Source organism: Pseudomonas sp. P5_A12, from assembly GCF_056400685.1.
This window is the reverse complement of sequence record NZ_JBFUKU010000112.1, coordinates 1-16,687: the sequence shown is the minus strand read 5'-3', so window position 1 is coordinate 16,687 and position 16,687 is coordinate 1. Positions and strand designations below refer to the sequence as shown.

Genomic DNA, 16,687 nt, shown 5'->3' with positions numbered 1-16,687 from the left:
GTCATTTACCGGCGAGACGGTGTCGGCGCAGCAGGCGCTTGAGTATGGCCTGGTGTCGAGCGTTGTCGCGCCGGATGACTTGCTGGTGGCTGCTCAAGACCTGGCCCGACGGATCGCGGCCAACCCCGGGCATGCTCTGAGGTTGACCAAGAAGCTGTTGCGCGAAGGGCAGCACACCCGGCTGGAACCCTTGCTCGAACTGTCCGCTGCCTATCAGGCACTGGCCCATCACACCGAAGCCCACCAGGCCATCGTGCAGGCACTTTGATCGCATCCGGACGCTGCACGCGGCGTTCGGCCGGAGGTTCTCATGCAAGACGCAGTGATTGTTGCTTATGCCCGATCGGCCATTGGCAAGGCTTATCGTGGCGCGTTCAACCACACCCCAATGCCCAGCCTGGCCGCGTCGATCATCCAGGCAGCGCTCAAACGTGCCCAGATACAGGGCGCCGAAGTGGAAGAACTGGTCATGGGGTGTGGCCGGCCTGAGGGTACTCAGGGCAAGAACATTGCCCGGCTCAGCGCTTTGCGAGCCGGGTTGCCGGACAGCGTCGCGGCGCAGACCGTTAGCCGCCATTGCGCGTCGGGGTTACAGGCCATTGCCAGCGCCGCGCAACGTATCCAGCTGGACGGCAGCTCGATAATGGTGGCGGTTGGTGGCGAATCCATCAGCCTGGTGCAGAACGCCCACACCAACGAGCACTACGGTCAAGACCCGTGGCTGCTGGAGCATCGACCTGATGCCTATATCAGCATGCTCGAGACGGCTGAAAGGGTGGCCAGTCGTTACGGCATCTCCCGTGCCGATCAGGATGACTACGCCTTGCTCAGCCAGCAGCGTATGGCTCAGGCCCAGCGTGACGGGCTGTTCGACGAAGAAATCGTACCGCTGGATGTCGTCTCCAAAGCCGTCGACAAGGCCAGTTATGAGTATTACGACAAGTCCCTGCGTATCGACCGAGACGAATGCAATCGGCCGGRCACACAGCGTGCCCAACTGGCTGCGCTCGCACCGGTGCTGGAGGGTGAGCATCGAACCGTGACTGCCGGCAACGCCTCGCAACTCAGCGACGGCGTGGCGGCGTGTGTGTTGATGAGCGCCGAGCAGGCCAGAGCCAGGGGTTCAAGACCGCTGGGGATCTTCAAAGGCTTTGCCAGTGCCGGCTGTGCACCGGATGAAATGGGCATCGGCCCAGTGCTGGCGGTGCCACGCCTGTTGGCCCGCCACGGGCTGAGCGTCAATGACATCGATCTGTGGGAATTGAATGAAGCCTTCGCCGCCCAGGTGCTGTATTGCCAGCGTCAGTTGGGAATCCCGATGCAGCGGCTGAACGTTAACGGTGGGGCCATCGCCATGGGGCACCCCTACGGCATGTCGGGTGCGCGCATGGCCGGGCACGTTTTGCTTGAGGGGCGTCGCCGGGGGGCACGCTATGTGGTGGTGACCATGTGCGTGGGCGGCGGGCAGGGTGCAGCCGGTTTGTTCGAGGTGTGCCATGACTGACGACTAAGACCGGACATCGCTGTTTGCTGCGTCTCGACAACAACAAAAAGAGGGACTTTCTATGAAGGCTGTTCATGTTCGCGCCTTGCAGGCCGCCGGCTTGCTGATTTGCTTSCACGGCGCAGTCAGCGCTACCGAGGGCAATGGCAACTCCTACCCGCTTGGGGTGGAAACCAATATGTCAGGGTTGATGTTTCCCGAAGGCCTGACGTCGCTGTTGTATTACACCCATTACGATGCCGACGACGTCAAAGGCAACGACGGCAACGACAAAGCCAACGTCGCCCGCTACCACCTTAAATCCGACAGCGTATCCCTGCGCCTGAGCTATGTCTGGCCAGGCGTGAAATGGTTGGGCGCGAATGTCGAAACGCGCGTGGCACTGGCAGTACCCACCATTGATCTGACCTTGGACGTTGCCCGCCCCGTGCCCTTGGCGCCGCTGGACAAGGGCGGCACCTCTACTGATTTGGCCGACCTCAGCTTCGCCCCGGTATTGCTCGGCTGGCACGGCAAAACGCTCCATCAGATTGCCGGTGTCGAAACGTTCCTGGCGACCGGCGCTTATGACAAGGATGAGCCCGTGAACACCGGACGAAACTACTATCAGGTCGCACCGTTCTATGCCGCGACCTGGTTTCCCTCCGAGCATTGGGAAGCCAGTGCAAAACTGCGCTATGGCATCAACTCAAAGAACGAGGAAACCGACTATCGCTCGGGTGATGAACTCACTCTTGAGTTCAGCGCAGGCTATCGCTTCACCGGACCATTGAGTGCCGGCATCAATGGTTACGTTTACCGCCAGACCACCGATGACCGCCTTGATGGAGCATCGGTCAATGGCAACGGTAACCGCAGTTCGGTCGATGCCTTGGGACCCTACGCAATGTACCGCTTCAGCAAAGACTTTGCCGTGGTAGCCAAGTTGCAGGAGGAGTTTGCTGCGAAGAACAAGTCCGAAGGGACACGGCTGTGGTTGCAGGCGCGGTTGCCGTTTTAGAAAGTGTTAGGCCGCTGATCCGCCTGTTCGCGATAGCGGCTTGATGTTAAATATAAGTCCGTCATCGCGAGCTGGCTCGCTCCCAGAAGGGCGGGGAATCAGTCCTTGGACTTGCTGATGATGTTCCCCGCATGCAAACCGCATTCTTTCTGCGTCGCCTCTTCCCACCACCAGCGACCTTCGCGTTCATGCTGGTTCGGTAGCACCGGGCGAGTGCACGGTTCGCAGCCGATACTGATGAACCCGCGCTCATGCAGGCTGTTATACGGCAGCTCCAGCATGCGGATGTAGCCCCAAATCTCTTCGCTGGTCATTTGCGCCAACGGGTTGAATTTGTACAGGGGGCGCTCGGGTGTAGAGAACGCGGTGTCGATTTCCAGCACGGCGACGGCGCTGCGGGTGCCCGGGCTCTGGTCGCGGCGCTGACCGGTAGCCCAAGCGGTTACGCCGGACAATTTGCGGCGCAGCGGCTCGATCTTGCGGATACCGCAGCATTCGCCATGGCCGTCCTTGTAGAAACTGAACAGGCCTTTTTCCTTCACGAACGGTTCAAGTTTCGTGTAGTCCGGCGACACCAGTTCAATGTCGATCTTGTAGTGCTCGCGTACCTGATCGATGAAACGGTAGGTTTCCGGGTGCAAGCGGCCGGTGTCGAGGCTGAACACCTTGACGTTTTTATTCAGCTTCCAGGCCATGTCTACCAGCACCACATCTTCAGCGCCGCTGAAAGATATCCACAGGTCATCGCCAAACTCGGCGAATGCCAGTTTCAGGATGTCCTGTGCGGATTTATTGGCATAGGTCGTGGCGAGTTCCACGACGTCGAACGTTGGGCTCATCAGGGCGGCTTCCTACAGGTCGGTGGCGCTGGGCGCTCTATATGGTCCAGATGGTAACAAAATCCTGTAGCCACTGGCGMGCCCTCTGCGTTGCGCCGGTCAGCCTGAATCGCTAGAGTTCGGCAATCTTTTTGCTCGCTCGACTCAATAATCAATACAAATGGGAGTGTCTTGTGGAAATTGCCTGTCTGGATCTTGAAGGTGTACTGGTCCCGGAAATCTGGATCGCTTTCGCCGAAAAAACCGGGATCGAATCGCTCCGGGCCACCACTCGGGACATTCCCGATTACGACGTGCTGATGAAGCAACGTCTGCGAATCCTCGACGAACACGGCTTGAAACTCACCGATATTCAGGAAGTGATTGCCACGCTCAAGCCGCTCGATGGCGCCATTGAGTTCGTCAACTGGCTGCGTGAGCGTTTTCAGGTGGTGATTCTGTCGGATACGTTCTACGAGTTTTCCCAGCCGCTGATGCGTCAACTGGGCTTCCCGACCTTGCTCTGCCATCGTCTGATTACCGACGATTCGGGCCGCGTAACCAGCTATCAGTTGCGTCAGAAAGATCCCAAGCGTCAGTCGGTTTTGGCCTTCAAGAGCCTTTACTACCGGGTGATCGCGGCGGGGGATTCTTACAACGACACCACGATGCTGGGTGAGGCGGATGCCGGGATTCTGTTCCATGCACCGGACAATGTGATCCGCGAGTTCCCGCAGTTCCCGGCGGTGCACACCTTTGAAGAACTGAAGCAAGAGTTCATCAAGGCTTCGAATCGGGCTTTGAGTCTTTAGTCGTCCTTGAGGACGCCATCGCGGACAAGCCACGCTCCCACAGGTTTAGCGCCAAACCTGTGGGAGCCGGGCTTGGTCCGGGCGGCGTTCCGACGATGCTTTTAAAGGTTCTGCAGGGTATCGAGCAGGACTTTGACCTTGGTAATCGATTCCTGATACTCGGCCTGCCATTCGGAATCGGCGACGATTCCGCCGCCCCCCCAGCAACACACCTGCCCATCCTTGACCAACAAGCTGCGAATCGCGATGGAACTGTCCATCTCGCCGCGCACATCCAGATACAGCAGTGACCCGCAGTACAACCCGCGCCGGGTCGGCTCCAGCTCATCAATGATCTGCATCGCACGAATCTTCGGTGCACCGGTGATCGAGCCGCCGGGAAAGCTGCCGGCTATCAGGTCCAGCGCATCGCGGTCATCCGCCAGTTCACCGGTCACGCTGCTCACCAAGTGGTGCACATTCGGATAGCTTTCCAGGCTGAACAACTCCGGTACGCGCACCGAGCCGATGCGGCAGGTTCGGCCGAGGTCGTTGCGCAGCAGGTCGACAATCATCAGGTTTTCCGCACGATCCTTGGGGCTGGCCAGCAGTTCGGTGGCGTTCGCGGCATCCTCGGCTGCGGTCTGGCCGCGAGGGCGGGTGCCTTTTATCGGACGGGTTTCCACATGACGTTCGCTGACTTTGACGAAACGCTCCGGAGACAGACTCAGCACCGCGCCACCTTCGGGCAGACTCTGGAAACCGGAAAAGGGTGTTGGGCAAGCGGCTCGCAGCGCGACATACGCCGCCCAAGGATCGCCTTGGCACTCAGCGCGGAAGCGCTGGGCGAAGTTGACCTGATAGCAATCACCGGCCTGAATGTAGTTTTGAATACGTTCCAGCGCCTGGCGATACTGGTCGGCGCTCAGGTCGGCACTCATCGGTGCTTTCAGTTTGAAGGGTTCAATAGCTTGGGCGGTTGGCTGACTGAACAGTGTGGTCAGACGCTGGCGTTCGCTATCGATCAACGACGGGTGAAACACCAATTGACTGGTCTGCAAGTGGTGATCGCTGATCAAGGCCCAGTCGTACAACCCGAAACGCGCGTCGGGCAAGTGCAGATCGTCTTGCGCCTGGCTCGGCAGATGCTCCAGGTGCCGACCGAAGTCGTAGCTCAGATAACCGATCAAGCCGCCAGCGAAGGGCAGTTCATGAGGAACAGTCGCTTTACCGAGGCGTGTCAGTTGGTCGCGCAGGCGTTGCAGGAAATCGCTGCCGCTTTCGTCAGGCAGTACCGCCAATTGCTCCAGCGGCCAGGCACTGAGCAAATCAAAACGGCCACGCTCGGCGCTCGGCCGGCCACTGTCGAGCAGCATGGCGCCGGGGGCATGACGAATCGCCGCGAAGTACTCGGCGGGGTTGGCGCGATAAGGGAGCGGGTATACGGAACAGGTCAACATGGGCGGGGCAGATCAGCCATCGAGGCGGGGTGGCGATTGTAGTCCTCTGTAGGATTTGCTCCTAGAGGGGATGTCGGGGATTGGCAGATTGTGGGCAGGATTGGAAGTTGTAGTAACTGGCAGTCAGTCTTCGCGAGCAGGCTCGCTCCCACAKTKGATCTTCGGTGCGACATAGATCMAMTGTGGGAGCGAGCCTGCTCGCGAAAGGGGCGACTCGGTTTCAGATCAGCCCTCAACCACCGGAATATGCCCAAACATCTCCTGAACAAACTCCACTCGCTCCTTCACCGTTTCGGTCATCCCGCGAGCCTTCAATTCTGCCATTCGCGCTTCAACCGCGTGCGTGCGCAAGGTCAGGCCGCAATCGTTGGCAATCTGAATGTTCAGCCCAGGCCGGGCATTGAGCTCAAGGATCAGCGGGCCTTTTTCCTGGTCCAGGACCATGTCGACCCCGATGTAACCCAGCCCGCACAGCTCATAACAGCCGGCAGCGAGTTTCATGAAACCGTCCCAGTAGGGCAGTTGCACGCCATCGACGGCGTTGGTGGTGTCCGGGTGTTTGGTGATGATGTTGTTCAGCCACGTGCCGCGCAGGGTCTCGCCGGTCGCGAGGTCGACGCCGACGCCGATGGCGCCTTGGTGCAGGTTGGCCTTGCCGCCGGATTGCCGGGTCGGCAGGCGCAACATGGCCATCACCGGGTAGCCCATCAGCACGATGATGCGAATGTCCGGCACGCCTTCATAGCTGATGCTCTTGAAGATCTGGTCCGGAATCACCCGGTATTCGATCAGCGCGCGGTCGCGGTGACCGCCCAGGGAATACAGGCCGGTGAGGATGCTGGAGACATGGTGCTCGATTTCCTCATGATCGATGATCTTGCCGGACACCGTGYGGTAGCGGCCCTCGAAACGGTCGGCAATCACAATGATGCCGTCACCGCCCGCGCCCTGGGCCGGTTTGATCACGAAGTCGGTGCGCCCGCCGATGATCTCTTCGAGGTTGTCGATTTCCTTCTCGGTAGAAATAACGCCATACATTTCCGGCACATGAATGCCGGCAGCAATGGCGCGTTCCTTGGTAATGATCTTGTCATCGACAATCGGGTACAGGCTGCGCTTGTTGTACTTGAGCACGTAGTCCGCGTTGCGCCGATTGATCCCCATGATGCCTCGGGCTTCCAGGGCCTTCCAGGTCTTCCAGAAACCGAACATCAGGCGTCAGCCTTCTTCAGGAACGCCTTGAAACGCACCAGTTCGGTCAGGCGGTAGCCGCGATAGCGACCCATCGCCAGCATGAACGCTACCAGAATCAAGAGGATCGCCGGGAAAGTGAACACGAAGTAAACCAACTCCGGCACGGTCATGATCAAGTGCGCCAGGGACGCGGCGAACAGGGTGCCGATGGCCACTTTCATGGCAAAGCCCGAGCCGCGTTCTTCCCAGGTAATCGACAGGCGTTCGATGGTCATCGTCAGAATCACCATCGGGAACAGCGCCACCGACAGCCCGCGTTCCAGGCCGAGTTTATGGCTGAACAGGCTGATGGCCGCAATCAGTACCACCACGAAGGTCAGCACCACCGACAGCCTCGGCAGCATTTGCAGCTTCAGGTGTTCCAGGTAGGAACGCAGCGAGAGCCCCAGCGCCGTGATGATCGTAAACAACACGATGCCGAAGCCGAGCTGGGTTTCGCGGAAGGCGAGGGCGATCAGCACCGGGGTAAAGGTGCCGAGCGTCTGAATACCGATCAGGTTGCGCAGGATCAGAATCACCAGTACGCCAATCGGGATCATCACCATGATCATGAACGTCTGCTGGGTTTGCAGCGGCAGGCCATACAACGAGTATTCGAGGAAGTTGGCGTCGGTGTTTTCATCGGTCAGCTTGGCCAGGCGAATGGCGTTCATTTCGCTGTTGTTCAGGCTGAACGTCACGCTGGCTTTTTTGCCGCCATCGACCGTGATCAGGTTTTCGTCGCCGGTCCACCACAGCAAACGGTCGGTCGGCAGGCCTTGTTCACCGGTTTCGGGGTTGAAGTACAGCCAGTCCGTGCCGTTGAAGCTGCGCAACCACAGCTCAGGCACTTGAGGCTGGTCGGCCACCAGACGAATGGTGTGGACCTTTTCCACCGGCACGTGGGCGATGGACAGTACCAGTTCGATGATTTTGGCTTTATTCGCCGTGGACGGATCGCCGGCCAGCAGCAGTTTCACATTGTCGTCGCTGAGGTTGTTGGCCCGCTTGATCGCTTCGCCAATGAACGTTTCGACATCCGCCGAATGCTGGCGAATCGGTGCGAGCAGGGCGTCGGCGGCGAGTTTTTCCGGGCCTTCAATCGCGATGCTGTCGCGGAAGGTCGGGCCTTTGACTTTGGATTTTTCGCCGGAGTAACGCTTGGTCAGCACCAGGCGGTAATACAGTGTCTGGTTGCCCTTGGCCCGGCGTGCCGACCAGGTGACCTTGCGGTTGCCGTCGACACGGTTCACCGCCACGCCGTAATTATTGGAGATGAAGCTCTCGTTGAGGCTGACGAAGTCGCGGCTCAGCGGTGGCACGAACATCTGGATCTTGACCGGGTCCTTGGCACTGGCGACGAACTCAACCTTGGCGTCGATGTTCCACAAGTCGTCGGTGGCGTCTTCGGTCACGGGAATGCCGAGCACGAAGATCTGATAGGCCGTAACTGAAATGCCCAGCACCACCATGATGGCGATCAGCATTTTCAGATGGAGGGTAAGAGAGCGCATTGGAATTACTCTGCGGTATGAGCGTCGGTGGCGCAGGCGGGTTTGCCAGCAGCGTATTTAAGACTGGGGTCGACCAGCGCGTCGAAGCGTTTGAGCGCTTCGGAGCCGATCAACAACGGGTATTGGAAAGCGCTGCGGTCGGTCAGGTTCACTTCGATGCTGCGTAAAGCCGAACCCATGCAAATGTCCAGCTCGATCACCGGGCGGGCCRTGTACTTCTTGCCTTCTTCCGGGTCGTAGTCACCGGCCCGGCGCTTGATCTTGCTGACGCGGGCCAGTGGGCGTTCGATCGGGTGCGAATGGGCGGCGTCGATGGCCAGGTAAAAGCGCACCCAGGACTCGCCATTGCGTTTGAAGCGTTTGATGTCGCGAGCACTCAGTGAAGCAGTCTTCGCCCCGGTGTCGAGTTTGGCCGCGACTTCAAGGTTGATGCCATCCAGGGACGCGTACTCGTTGAGGCCGTACACCGTCTTTTCCCCTGCCGCGGCAAAACCGGGCAGGCAAAGGAGATAAAGGAATGTCGGGAAGGGCTTGAGTCTCATAAATCCTGGTGTGCAGCGGTCCGTACTTCGATTCAAGGCCCTGGCATTGCTGCACAAGTTCCCTCGTATGCCTGTCACCTATTAATGACAAGCAGTGCAGATGCCACAAACAAATGCGGGCGGCATTCTAGCACGGTGGATGGGTGGCGCCAGCACTGGCAGGCGGCTATAACCCCTGTTCTGCTTTGTTATGGTGCGGCTGGTTATTAGACGATTGTCGACAATATCGAATTAAGCTTTGACTGTGCGCCCTGTTTTCGATAGTTTTTGCGCCATCAGCTTTCAAGGTGTCGACAATATGCTGGATCAACTGGATCCCCCGCTCACTACCCAAGACGATTCGGAGACGCTTTCCGAAAACGTCTTTCGGCGTATTCAGGCGGCCATCGTCAAGGGCGAGATCGCTCCGGGCAGCAAAATCTCCGAACCGGAGCTGGCGCGCACCTATGGCATCAGCCGCGGGCCGCTGCGTGAGGCGATCCACCGCCTGGAAGGCCAGCGGCTGCTGGTGCGCGTGCCGCATGTCGGGGCGCGGGTGGTTTCGCTGAACCATGCCGAGTTGCTGGAACTCTACGAAATCCGTGAGTCCCTGGAAGGCATGGCCTGCCGCCTGGCTGCCGAGCGCATGACCCTCGAAGAAATCGACGAGCTGCGTCGTGTCCTCGAAACCCACGAACGCGATGAGGCGTTTCGGGCCGGACTAGGCTACTACCAGCAGGAAGGCGATTTCGACTTTCATTACCGAATCATCCAGGGCAGCGGCAACCGCACGCTGACCCAAATGCTCTGCGGCGAGCTGTATCAACTGGTGCGCATGTACCGCATTCAGTTTTCCACCGTACCTAATCGCCCGCACCAGGCATTTGCCGAGCACCACCGAATTCTCGATGCCATCGCCGACCGTGACGGTGAGCTGGCCGAGWTGTTGATGCGCCGTCACATCGGCGCCTCCAAACGCAATATCGCCCGTCATTACCAGGACGGCGCTAACCCGACAGCCAAACGAGGTGAGTCATGAGTTTGAACAAGAGCACTCCAGGCCAGCGTTTCCGCGATGCGGTCGCCAGCGAGCATCCATTGCAAGTGGTCGGCGCGATCAACGCCAACCACGCGTTGCTGGCCAAGCGCGCCGGTTTCAAGGCGATCTACCTGTCGGGTGGCGGGGTGGCTGCCGGCTCCCTCGGCCTGCCGGATCTGGGTATCACCGGCCTGGATGACGTGCTGACTGACGTGCGTCGCATCACCGACGTCTGTGACCTGCCACTGCTGGTGGACGTGGACACCGGTTTCGGTTCGTCGGCCTTCAACGTGGCCCGTACCGTGAAGTCGATGATCAAGTTCGGCGCTGCGGCGATTCACATTGAAGACCAGGTTGGCGCCAAGCGCTGCGGCCACCGTCCTAATAAAGAGATCGTGACCCAGCAAGAAATGGTTGATCGCATCAAGGCGGCGGTCGATGCCCGTACCGACGACAGCTTCGTGATCATGGCCCGTACCGACGCCCTGGCAGTGGAAGGTCTGGAATCTGCCCTGGATCGCGCTGCCGCGTGCATCGAGGCTGGCGCCGACATGATTTTCCCGGAAGCCATCACCGAACTGGACATGTACAAGCTGTTCGCCAGCCGTGTGAAAGCGCCGATCCTGGCCAACATCACCGAATTCGGCGCGACGCCGCTGTACACCACCGAGCAACTGGCGGCTGTCGACGTTTCGCTGGTGCTGTACCCGCTGTCGGCATTCCGTGCCATGAACAAGGCTGCAGAAAACGTTTACACCGCCCTGCGCCGCGATGGTACGCAGGCAAATGTCATCGACACCATGCAGACCCGCATGGAGCTTTACGATCGCATCGACTACCACACCTTCGAGCAGAAGCTCGATGCGTTGTTCGCCGCGAAGAAGTAATGACGGACGCATTCCTGTAGCAGCTGCCGAGCCTGCGAGGCTGCGTTCGAGGCCGAAGGACTCGCCAGCCGGGCAACCGGGTTTACGACTGCTTCGCAGCCGAACGCTGCCTCGCGGTGCTCGACAGCTGCTACACGTGTGCGATGTAAATCTGAAAGAAATTGCAGATTCCCTAACAAATTCAAGAAATTCTGGAGACAGCAATGGCCGAAGCAAAAGTACTCAGTGGCGCCGGGCTCCGTGGCCAGGTTGCCGGGCAAACCGCACTGTCCACTGTGGGCCAATCGGGCGCAGGCCTGACCTATCGTGGCTACGACGTTCGTGAACTGGCGGCTGACGCTCAGTTCGAAGAAGTCGCCTACCTGCTGCTGTACGGCGAACTGCCGAGCCAGGCGCAACTGGACGCCTACGTCAGCAAGCTGAGCAAGCTGCGTGACCTGCCGCAAGCGTTGAAAGAAGTGCTGGAACGCATCCCCGCCGACGCCCACCCGATGGACGTGATGCGTACCGGCTGCTCGTTCCTGGGCAACCTGGAACCGGAGAACGATTTCTCCGAGCAGCACGACAAGACCGACCGTCTGCTGGCCGCGTTCCCGGCGATCATGACCTACTGGTATCGCTTCAGCCACGACGGCAAGCGCATCAGCTGCGTGACTGACGAGCCGTCGATCGGTGGTCATTTCCTGCACCTGCTGCACGGCGAAAAGCCGAGCGAGTTGCACGTCAAGGTGATGAACGTTTCGCTGATCCTCTACGCAGAGCACGAGTTCAACGCGTCGACGTTCACCGCACGTGTTTGCGCGTCCACCCTGTCGGATCTGTTCTCCTGCATCACCGCCGCGATCGGCTCGCTGCGTGGTCCACTGCACGGCGGCGCCAACGAAGCTGCGATGGAAATGATCGAGCGCTTCAGCTCGCCTGAAGCGGCGATCGAAGGCACACTCGGCATGCTCGAGCGCAAAGACAAGATCATGGGCTTCGGTCACGCGATCTATAAGGACAACGATCCGCGTAACGAAGTGATCAAGGGCTGGTCGAAAAAACTTGCTGACGAAGTGGGCGACAAAGTGTTGTTCCCGGTTTCCGAAGCCATCGACAAGACCATGTGGGAGCAAAAGAAACTGTTCCCGAATGCCGACTTCTACCATGCCTCGGCGTACCACTTCATGGGCATTCCGACCAAGTTGTTCACACCGATTTTCGTCTGCTCGCGTCTGACCGGTTGGGCTGCTCACGTGTTCGAACAACGTGCCAACAACCGCATCATCCGCCCGAGCGCCGAGTACACCGGCGTCGAACAGCGCAAGTTCGTGCCAATCGAACAACGCTGAATGGTGGGGTGCCTGCACAGGTCACTGAATGAACCGGTGGCCCGGTAGGAACTGGCTTGCCAGCGAAGGCGATGTGTCATCCAACATCTTCGTTGATTGACCCACCGCAATCGCCGGCAAGCCAGCTCCTACAGAGGTCCGCTTTCAGTTCAGGAGCTGTACCAGGCCCCACCCTTTTGTAATTACCGTGACCGAGTCCCTGACGATGAACACAGAATTTCGTAAATCGCTGCCCGGCAGCCATCTGGATTACTTCGACGTCCGCGCGGCAGTCGAAGCCATTGCCCCAGGCGCCTACGACACCCTGCCGTACACCTCGCGCGTGCTGGCGGAAAACCTTGTGCGTCGCTGCGACCCGGCCACGCTCACCGAATCCCTGAAGCAATTCATCGAACGCAAGCGCGACCTCGATTTCCCGTGGTTCCCGGCCCGCGTAGTGTGCCACGACATTCTCGGCCAGACCGCTTTGGTCGACCTCGCCGGTCTGCGTGATGCCATCGCCCTGCAAGGCGGCGATCCGGCGCAAGTGAACCCTGTGGTGCCGACCCAATTGATCGTCGACCACTCCCTGGCCGTCGAGCGCGGTGGTTTTGATCCGGACGCGTTTGAGAAGAACCGCGCCATCGAAGACCGTCGTAACGAAGACCGTTTTCACTTCATCAACTGGACCAAGAAGGCGTTCAAGAACGTCGACGTGATCCCGCCAGGCAACGGCATCATGCACCAGATCAACCTGGAGAAAATGTCTCCGGTGATCCAGGTGCGTGACGGCGTGGCGTTCCCCGACACCTGCGTCGGCACCGACAGCCACACCCCGCACGTAGATGCGCTGGGTGTGATCGCCATTGGTGTGGGCGGTCTCGAAGCCGAGAGCGTGATGCTCGGACGTGCTTCCTGGATGCGTCTGCCAGAAAGCGTCGGCGTCGAACTGACCGGCAAGCTGCAACCGGGCATCACCGCCACCGACATGGTGCTGGCGTTGACCGAGTTCCTGCGCCAGCAAAAAGTCGTTGGCGCTTGGCTGGAGTTCTTCGGTGAAGGCGCCGCCGCGCTGACCCTGGGTGACCGCGCAACCATTTCCAACATGGCCCCGGAATACGGCGCCACGGCTGCGATGTTCTACATCGACCAGCAGACCATCGACTACCTCAAGCTCACTGGTCGTGAAGACGATCAGGTGCAACTGGTCGAGAACTACGCCAAGACTACAGGCCTGTGGGCCGACAGCCTGAAGGGCGCGCAATACGAGCGCGGCTTGACCTTCGACCTGTCCACGGTCGTGCGCAACATGGCCGGCCCAAGCAACCCGCACGCCCGCGTGGCGGTTTCCGATCTGGCTGCCAAAGGCATCTCCGGTCAGTGGGACGACGTGCCTGGCCAAATGCCCGACGGCGCCGTGATCATCGCTGCCATCACCAGCTGCACCAACACCAGCAACCCGCGTAACGTGATCGCTGCCGGCCTGCTGGCGCGCAATGCCAACAAGCTCGGCCTGACCCGCAAGCCCTGGGTGAAATCGTCCCTGGCACCGGGTTCGAAAACCGTCGCGTTGTACCTGGATGAAGCCGGTCTGACCGACGAGCTGGAACAGCTGGGCTTCGGCGTCGTCGCCTTCGCCTGCACCACCTGCAACGGCATGTCCGGCGCACTGGACCCGGTGATCCAGCAAGAAATCATCGACCGTGACCTGTACGCCACCGCTGTACTGTCCGGTAACCGCAACTTCGACGGCCGGATCCACCCGTACGCCAAACAAGCGTTCCTCGCCTCGCCGCCATTGGTGGTCGCTTATGCCATCGCCGGGACCATCCGTTTCGACATCGAAAAAGATGTACTGGCTGTGGTCGATGGCAAGGAAATCCGCCTGAAAGATATCTGGCCAAGCGACGAAGAAATCGACGCCGTGGTCAAGGCCTCGGTGAAGCCGGAGCAGTTCCGTCAGGTCTACATCCCGATGTTCGCCATCCACGAAGACACCGGCCCGAAAGTTGCGCCGCTGTACGACTGGCGCGAAATGAGCACCTACATCCGCCGTCCGCCGTACTGGGAAGGCGCGTTGGCCGGGGCACGTCCGCTCAAGGGCATGCGCCCGTTGGCAGTGCTGCCAGACAACATCACCACTGACCACCTGTCGCCGTCGAACGCGATCATGCTGGACAGCGCCGCCGGTGAATACCTGGCGAAAATGGGCCTGCCGGAAGAGGACTTCAACTCCTACGCGACCCACCGTGGTGACCACCTGACAGCACAACGTGCCACCTTCGCCAACCCGAAACTGTTCAACGAAATGGTTGTGGAGAACGGCAAGGTCAAGCAGGGTTCGCTGGCACGCGTCGAGCCGGAAGGCAAAGTGATGCGCATGTGGGAAGCCATCGAAACCTACATGGAACGCAAACAGCCGCTGATCATTATCGCCGGCGCCGACTACGGTCAGGGTTCGTCCCGCGACTGGGCAGCCAAAGGCGTACGCCTGGCGGGTGTGGAAGCGATTGCCGCTGAAGGTTTCGAGCGCATTCACCGCACCAACCTGGTGGGCATGGGCGTGTTGCCACTGGAATTCAAAGCCGGCACCAACCGTCACACCCTGGCCATCGACGGCAGTGAAACCTACGACGTGATCGGCGAGCGCACACCGCGCGCCGAACTGACGCTGGTGATCCATCGCAAAAATGGCGAACGTGTCGATGTGCCGGTCATGTGCCGCCTGGACACCGCTGAAGAAGTGTCGATCTACGAAGCCGGCGGCGTGTTGCAACGCTTTGCCCAGGACTTCCTCGAAGAATCGGCAGTCGCCGTTTAACACACGCTGTACGGACACGGGACTTTAAGTCCCGTGTCTGTTTTCAAGGTAAGGAGTAACGAGCACATGGCTCACGCAGCTCAGATCAAAATCCCTGCCACCTACATGCGTGGCGGCACCAGCAAAGGCGTGTTTTTCAGCCTGAAAGACCTGCCCGAAGTGGCACAAATTCCCGGCCCGGCCCGGGATGCCTTGTTGCTGCGCGTGATCGGAAGTCCCGACCCGTACGACAAGCAAATCGACGGCATGGGCGGCGCAACCTCCAGCACCAGCAAAACCGTGATCCTGTCGAAAAGCCTCAAGGCTGATCACGACGTTGATTACCTGTTTGGTCAGGTCTCCATCGACAAGCCATTCGTAGACTGGAGCGGTAACTGCGGCAACCTGACCGCAGCGGTCGGTTCGTTTGCCATCAGCAATGGTCTGGTCGACGCCAGCCGCATCCCGCACAACGGCTTGGCCGTGGTTCGTGTGTGGCAGGCCAACATCGGCAAGACCATCATCGCCCACGTGCCGATCACCAACGGTGAAGTGCAGGAAACCGGTGATTTCGAACTCGACGGCGTGACCTTTCCAGCCGCTGAAGTACAAGTCGAATTCCTCGACCCGGCAGCGGAAGAAGAGGGCGGCGGTGGTTCGATGTTCCCTACTGGCAACCTGGTGGACGACCTCGAAGTACCCGGCGTCGGGACGTTCAAGGCAACCATGATCAATGCCGGCATCCCGACGATTTTCGTCAATGCCGAGGACATCGGTTACACCGGCACCGAGCTGCAGGGCGCAATCAACAGCGATCCGAAAGCGCTGGCGATGTTCGAGACGATTCGTGCTTATGGCGCGCTGCGCATGGGCCTGATTTCGAACCTCGACGAAGCGGCCAAGCGTCAGCACACCCCTAAGGTGGCCTTCGTGGCCAAGCCGGCGGATTACGTGTCGTCCAGCGGCAAGGCGATTGCGGCGGGGGATGTCGACCTGCTGGTACGTGCATTGTCGATGGGGAAATTACACCACGCGATGATGGGCACAGCGGCTGTGGCCATTGGCACGGCAGCAGCGATTACCGGCACGTTGGTGAACCTGGCGGCAGGCGGTGTTGAGCGCAACGCCGTACGTTTCGGCCATCCGTCCGGCACGTTGCGCGTTGGCGCCGAAGCCAGCCTGGTGAGCGGTGAATGGACCGTGAATAAAGCCATCATGAGCCGCAGTGCGCGGGTATTGATGGAAGGGTTTGTCCGCGTACCGGGCGACTCTTTCTAATCCGACACCGAACCCCTGTAGGAGCTAGCCTGCTCGCGATGAGGCCCAGACATTCAACATCAATGTTGTCAGTCTCACCGCCATCGCGAGCAGGCTCACTCCCACAGTCGGTTTTCAGTGACATAGCGTTGTGTGCGACAAAAAACCACTGTGGGAGCGAGCCTGCTCGCGATGACAATAGAGCAGGCGACGCAGAACTACTTGAATCGCCGCTCCACGCCTTTCTCTACGAGGATTTTCGCGGATATCTCTTCCACCGAGAAATGCGTGGAGTTGATGTGCGGGATGTTCTCGCGGCGGAACAGGTTTTCCACCTCGCGCACTTCAAACTCGCACTGGGCATAGCTTGAATAACGGCTGTTAGGCTTGCGCTCGTTACGGATCGCGGTAAGGCGGTCCGGGTCGATGGTCAGGCCAAACAGCTTGTGCTGGTGGGCGCGCAGGGCGCTTGGCAGGGTCAGGCGTTCCATGTCGTCTTCGGTCAGCGGGTAGTTGGCCGCGCGGATGCCGAATTGCATGGCCATGTACAGAC

Annotated in this window: 15 protein-coding genes; 9 read left to right on the top strand and 6 right to left on the bottom strand. The window is 59.7% G+C overall.

What is annotated here, in order from left to right; all coding sequences use genetic code 11:
- The 3 genes from AC1DSG_RS16390 to AC1DSG_RS16380 form a co-directional block, all read left to right on the top strand.
- Nucleotides 1-268 (top strand): enoyl-CoA hydratase-related protein (locus tag AC1DSG_RS16390; protein ID WP_477791824.1); only part of this gene is annotated, 268 nt, incomplete at its 5' end.
- Between the two features lie 42 nt (nt 269-310).
- Nucleotides 311-1,504: an acetyl-CoA C-acyltransferase gene (locus AC1DSG_RS16385; protein WP_477791823.1), complete on the top strand. Its 1,194-nt coding sequence runs from the start codon at nt 311-313 to the stop codon at nt 1,502-1,504.
- A 61-nt stretch (nt 1,505-1,565) separates the two neighbouring features.
- On the top strand, nt 1,566-2,504 hold the full coding sequence (locus tag AC1DSG_RS16380) for a SphA family protein (RefSeq protein WP_477791822.1): 939 nt from the start codon (nt 1,566-1,568) through the stop codon (nt 2,502-2,504).
- A gap of 98 nt (nt 2,505-2,602) precedes the next feature.
- On the opposite strand, the gene AC1DSG_RS16375 is transcribed toward AC1DSG_RS16380, so the two are convergent.
- On the bottom strand, nt 2,603-3,343 hold the full coding sequence (locus tag AC1DSG_RS16375) for a phosphoadenylyl-sulfate reductase (protein WP_477791821.1): 741 nt from the start codon (nt 3,341-3,343) through the stop codon (nt 2,603-2,605).
- Nucleotides 3,344-3,516: 173 nt separating this feature from the next.
- Here AC1DSG_RS16375 and thrH point away from each other — a divergent pair, with 173 nt between their 5' ends.
- Complete coding sequence (thrH, locus tag AC1DSG_RS16370) at nt 3,517-4,134, top strand: bifunctional phosphoserine phosphatase/homoserine phosphotransferase ThrH (RefSeq protein ID WP_477791820.1); 618 nt, start codon at nt 3,517-3,519, stop codon at nt 4,132-4,134.
- A gap of 101 nt (nt 4,135-4,235) precedes the next feature.
- Here thrH and pabB read toward each other — a convergent pair whose 3' ends face one another.
- The 4 genes from pabB to rloA all read right to left on the bottom strand — a co-directional run bounded on the left by pabB (nt 4,236) and on the right by rloA (nt 8,862).
- Complete coding sequence (gene pabB, locus AC1DSG_RS16365; RefSeq protein WP_477791819.1) at nt 4,236-5,573, bottom strand: aminodeoxychorismate synthase component I; 1,338 nt, start codon at nt 5,571-5,573, stop codon at nt 4,236-4,238.
- Between the two features lie 225 nt (nt 5,574-5,798).
- Nucleotides 5,799-6,785 carry an alpha-L-glutamate ligase-like protein gene (locus AC1DSG_RS16360; protein ID WP_477791818.1) on the bottom strand — a complete coding sequence of 329 codons (987 nt, stop codon included), beginning with the start codon at nt 6,783-6,785 and terminating at the stop codon, nt 5,799-5,801.
- On the bottom strand, nt 6,785-8,320 hold the full coding sequence (gene rloB / locus AC1DSG_RS16355) for an osmotic stress tolerance membrane protein RloB (protein WP_477791817.1): 1,536 nt from the start codon (nt 8,318-8,320) through the stop codon (nt 6,785-6,787). Before rloB ends, AC1DSG_RS16360 begins: the two co-directional genes overlap by 1 nt.
- Nucleotides 8,321-8,325: 5 nt before the next feature.
- A complete protein-coding gene (rloA, locus tag AC1DSG_RS16350) occupies nt 8,326-8,862 on the bottom strand; it encodes a retropepsin-like aspartic peptidase RloA (protein ID WP_477791816.1) in 537 nt (178 codons plus the stop codon).
- A gap of 301 nt (nt 8,863-9,163) precedes the next feature.
- On the opposite strand from rloA, the gene AC1DSG_RS16345 reads away from it, so the two are divergent.
- The 5 genes from AC1DSG_RS16345 (at nt 9,164) to prpF (ending at nt 16,155) form a co-directional block, all read left to right on the top strand.
- Nucleotides 9,164-9,880: a GntR family transcriptional regulator gene (locus tag AC1DSG_RS16345; protein ID WP_477791825.1), complete on the top strand. Its 717-nt coding sequence runs from the start codon at nt 9,164-9,166 to the stop codon at nt 9,878-9,880.
- Complete coding sequence (gene prpB / locus AC1DSG_RS16340; protein ID WP_007971535.1) at nt 9,877-10,767, top strand: methylisocitrate lyase; 891 nt, start codon at nt 9,877-9,879, stop codon at nt 10,765-10,767. Before AC1DSG_RS16345 ends, prpB begins: the two co-directional genes overlap by 4 nt.
- Before the next feature lie 203 nt (nt 10,768-10,970).
- Nucleotides 10,971-12,098 (top strand): bifunctional 2-methylcitrate synthase/citrate synthase, encoded by a 1,128-nt coding sequence (prpC, locus tag AC1DSG_RS16335; protein WP_477791815.1) that lies wholly within the window; start codon nt 10,971-10,973, stop codon nt 12,096-12,098.
- Between the two features lie 205 nt (nt 12,099-12,303).
- Complete coding sequence (gene acnD / locus AC1DSG_RS16330) at nt 12,304-14,898, top strand: Fe/S-dependent 2-methylisocitrate dehydratase AcnD (protein ID WP_477791814.1); 2,595 nt, start codon at nt 12,304-12,306, stop codon at nt 14,896-14,898.
- 66 nt (nt 14,899-14,964) lie between these two features.
- Nucleotides 14,965-16,155 (top strand): 2-methylaconitate cis-trans isomerase PrpF, encoded by a 1,191-nt coding sequence (gene prpF, locus AC1DSG_RS16325; protein ID WP_477791813.1) that lies wholly within the window; start codon nt 14,965-14,967, stop codon nt 16,153-16,155.
- A 197-nt stretch (nt 16,156-16,352) separates the two neighbouring features.
- On the opposite strand, the gene AC1DSG_RS16320 is transcribed toward prpF, so the two are convergent.
- A partial coding sequence (locus AC1DSG_RS16320) for a kinase/pyrophosphorylase (protein WP_477791812.1) occupies nt 16,353-16,687 on the bottom strand: 335 nt, incomplete at its 5' end.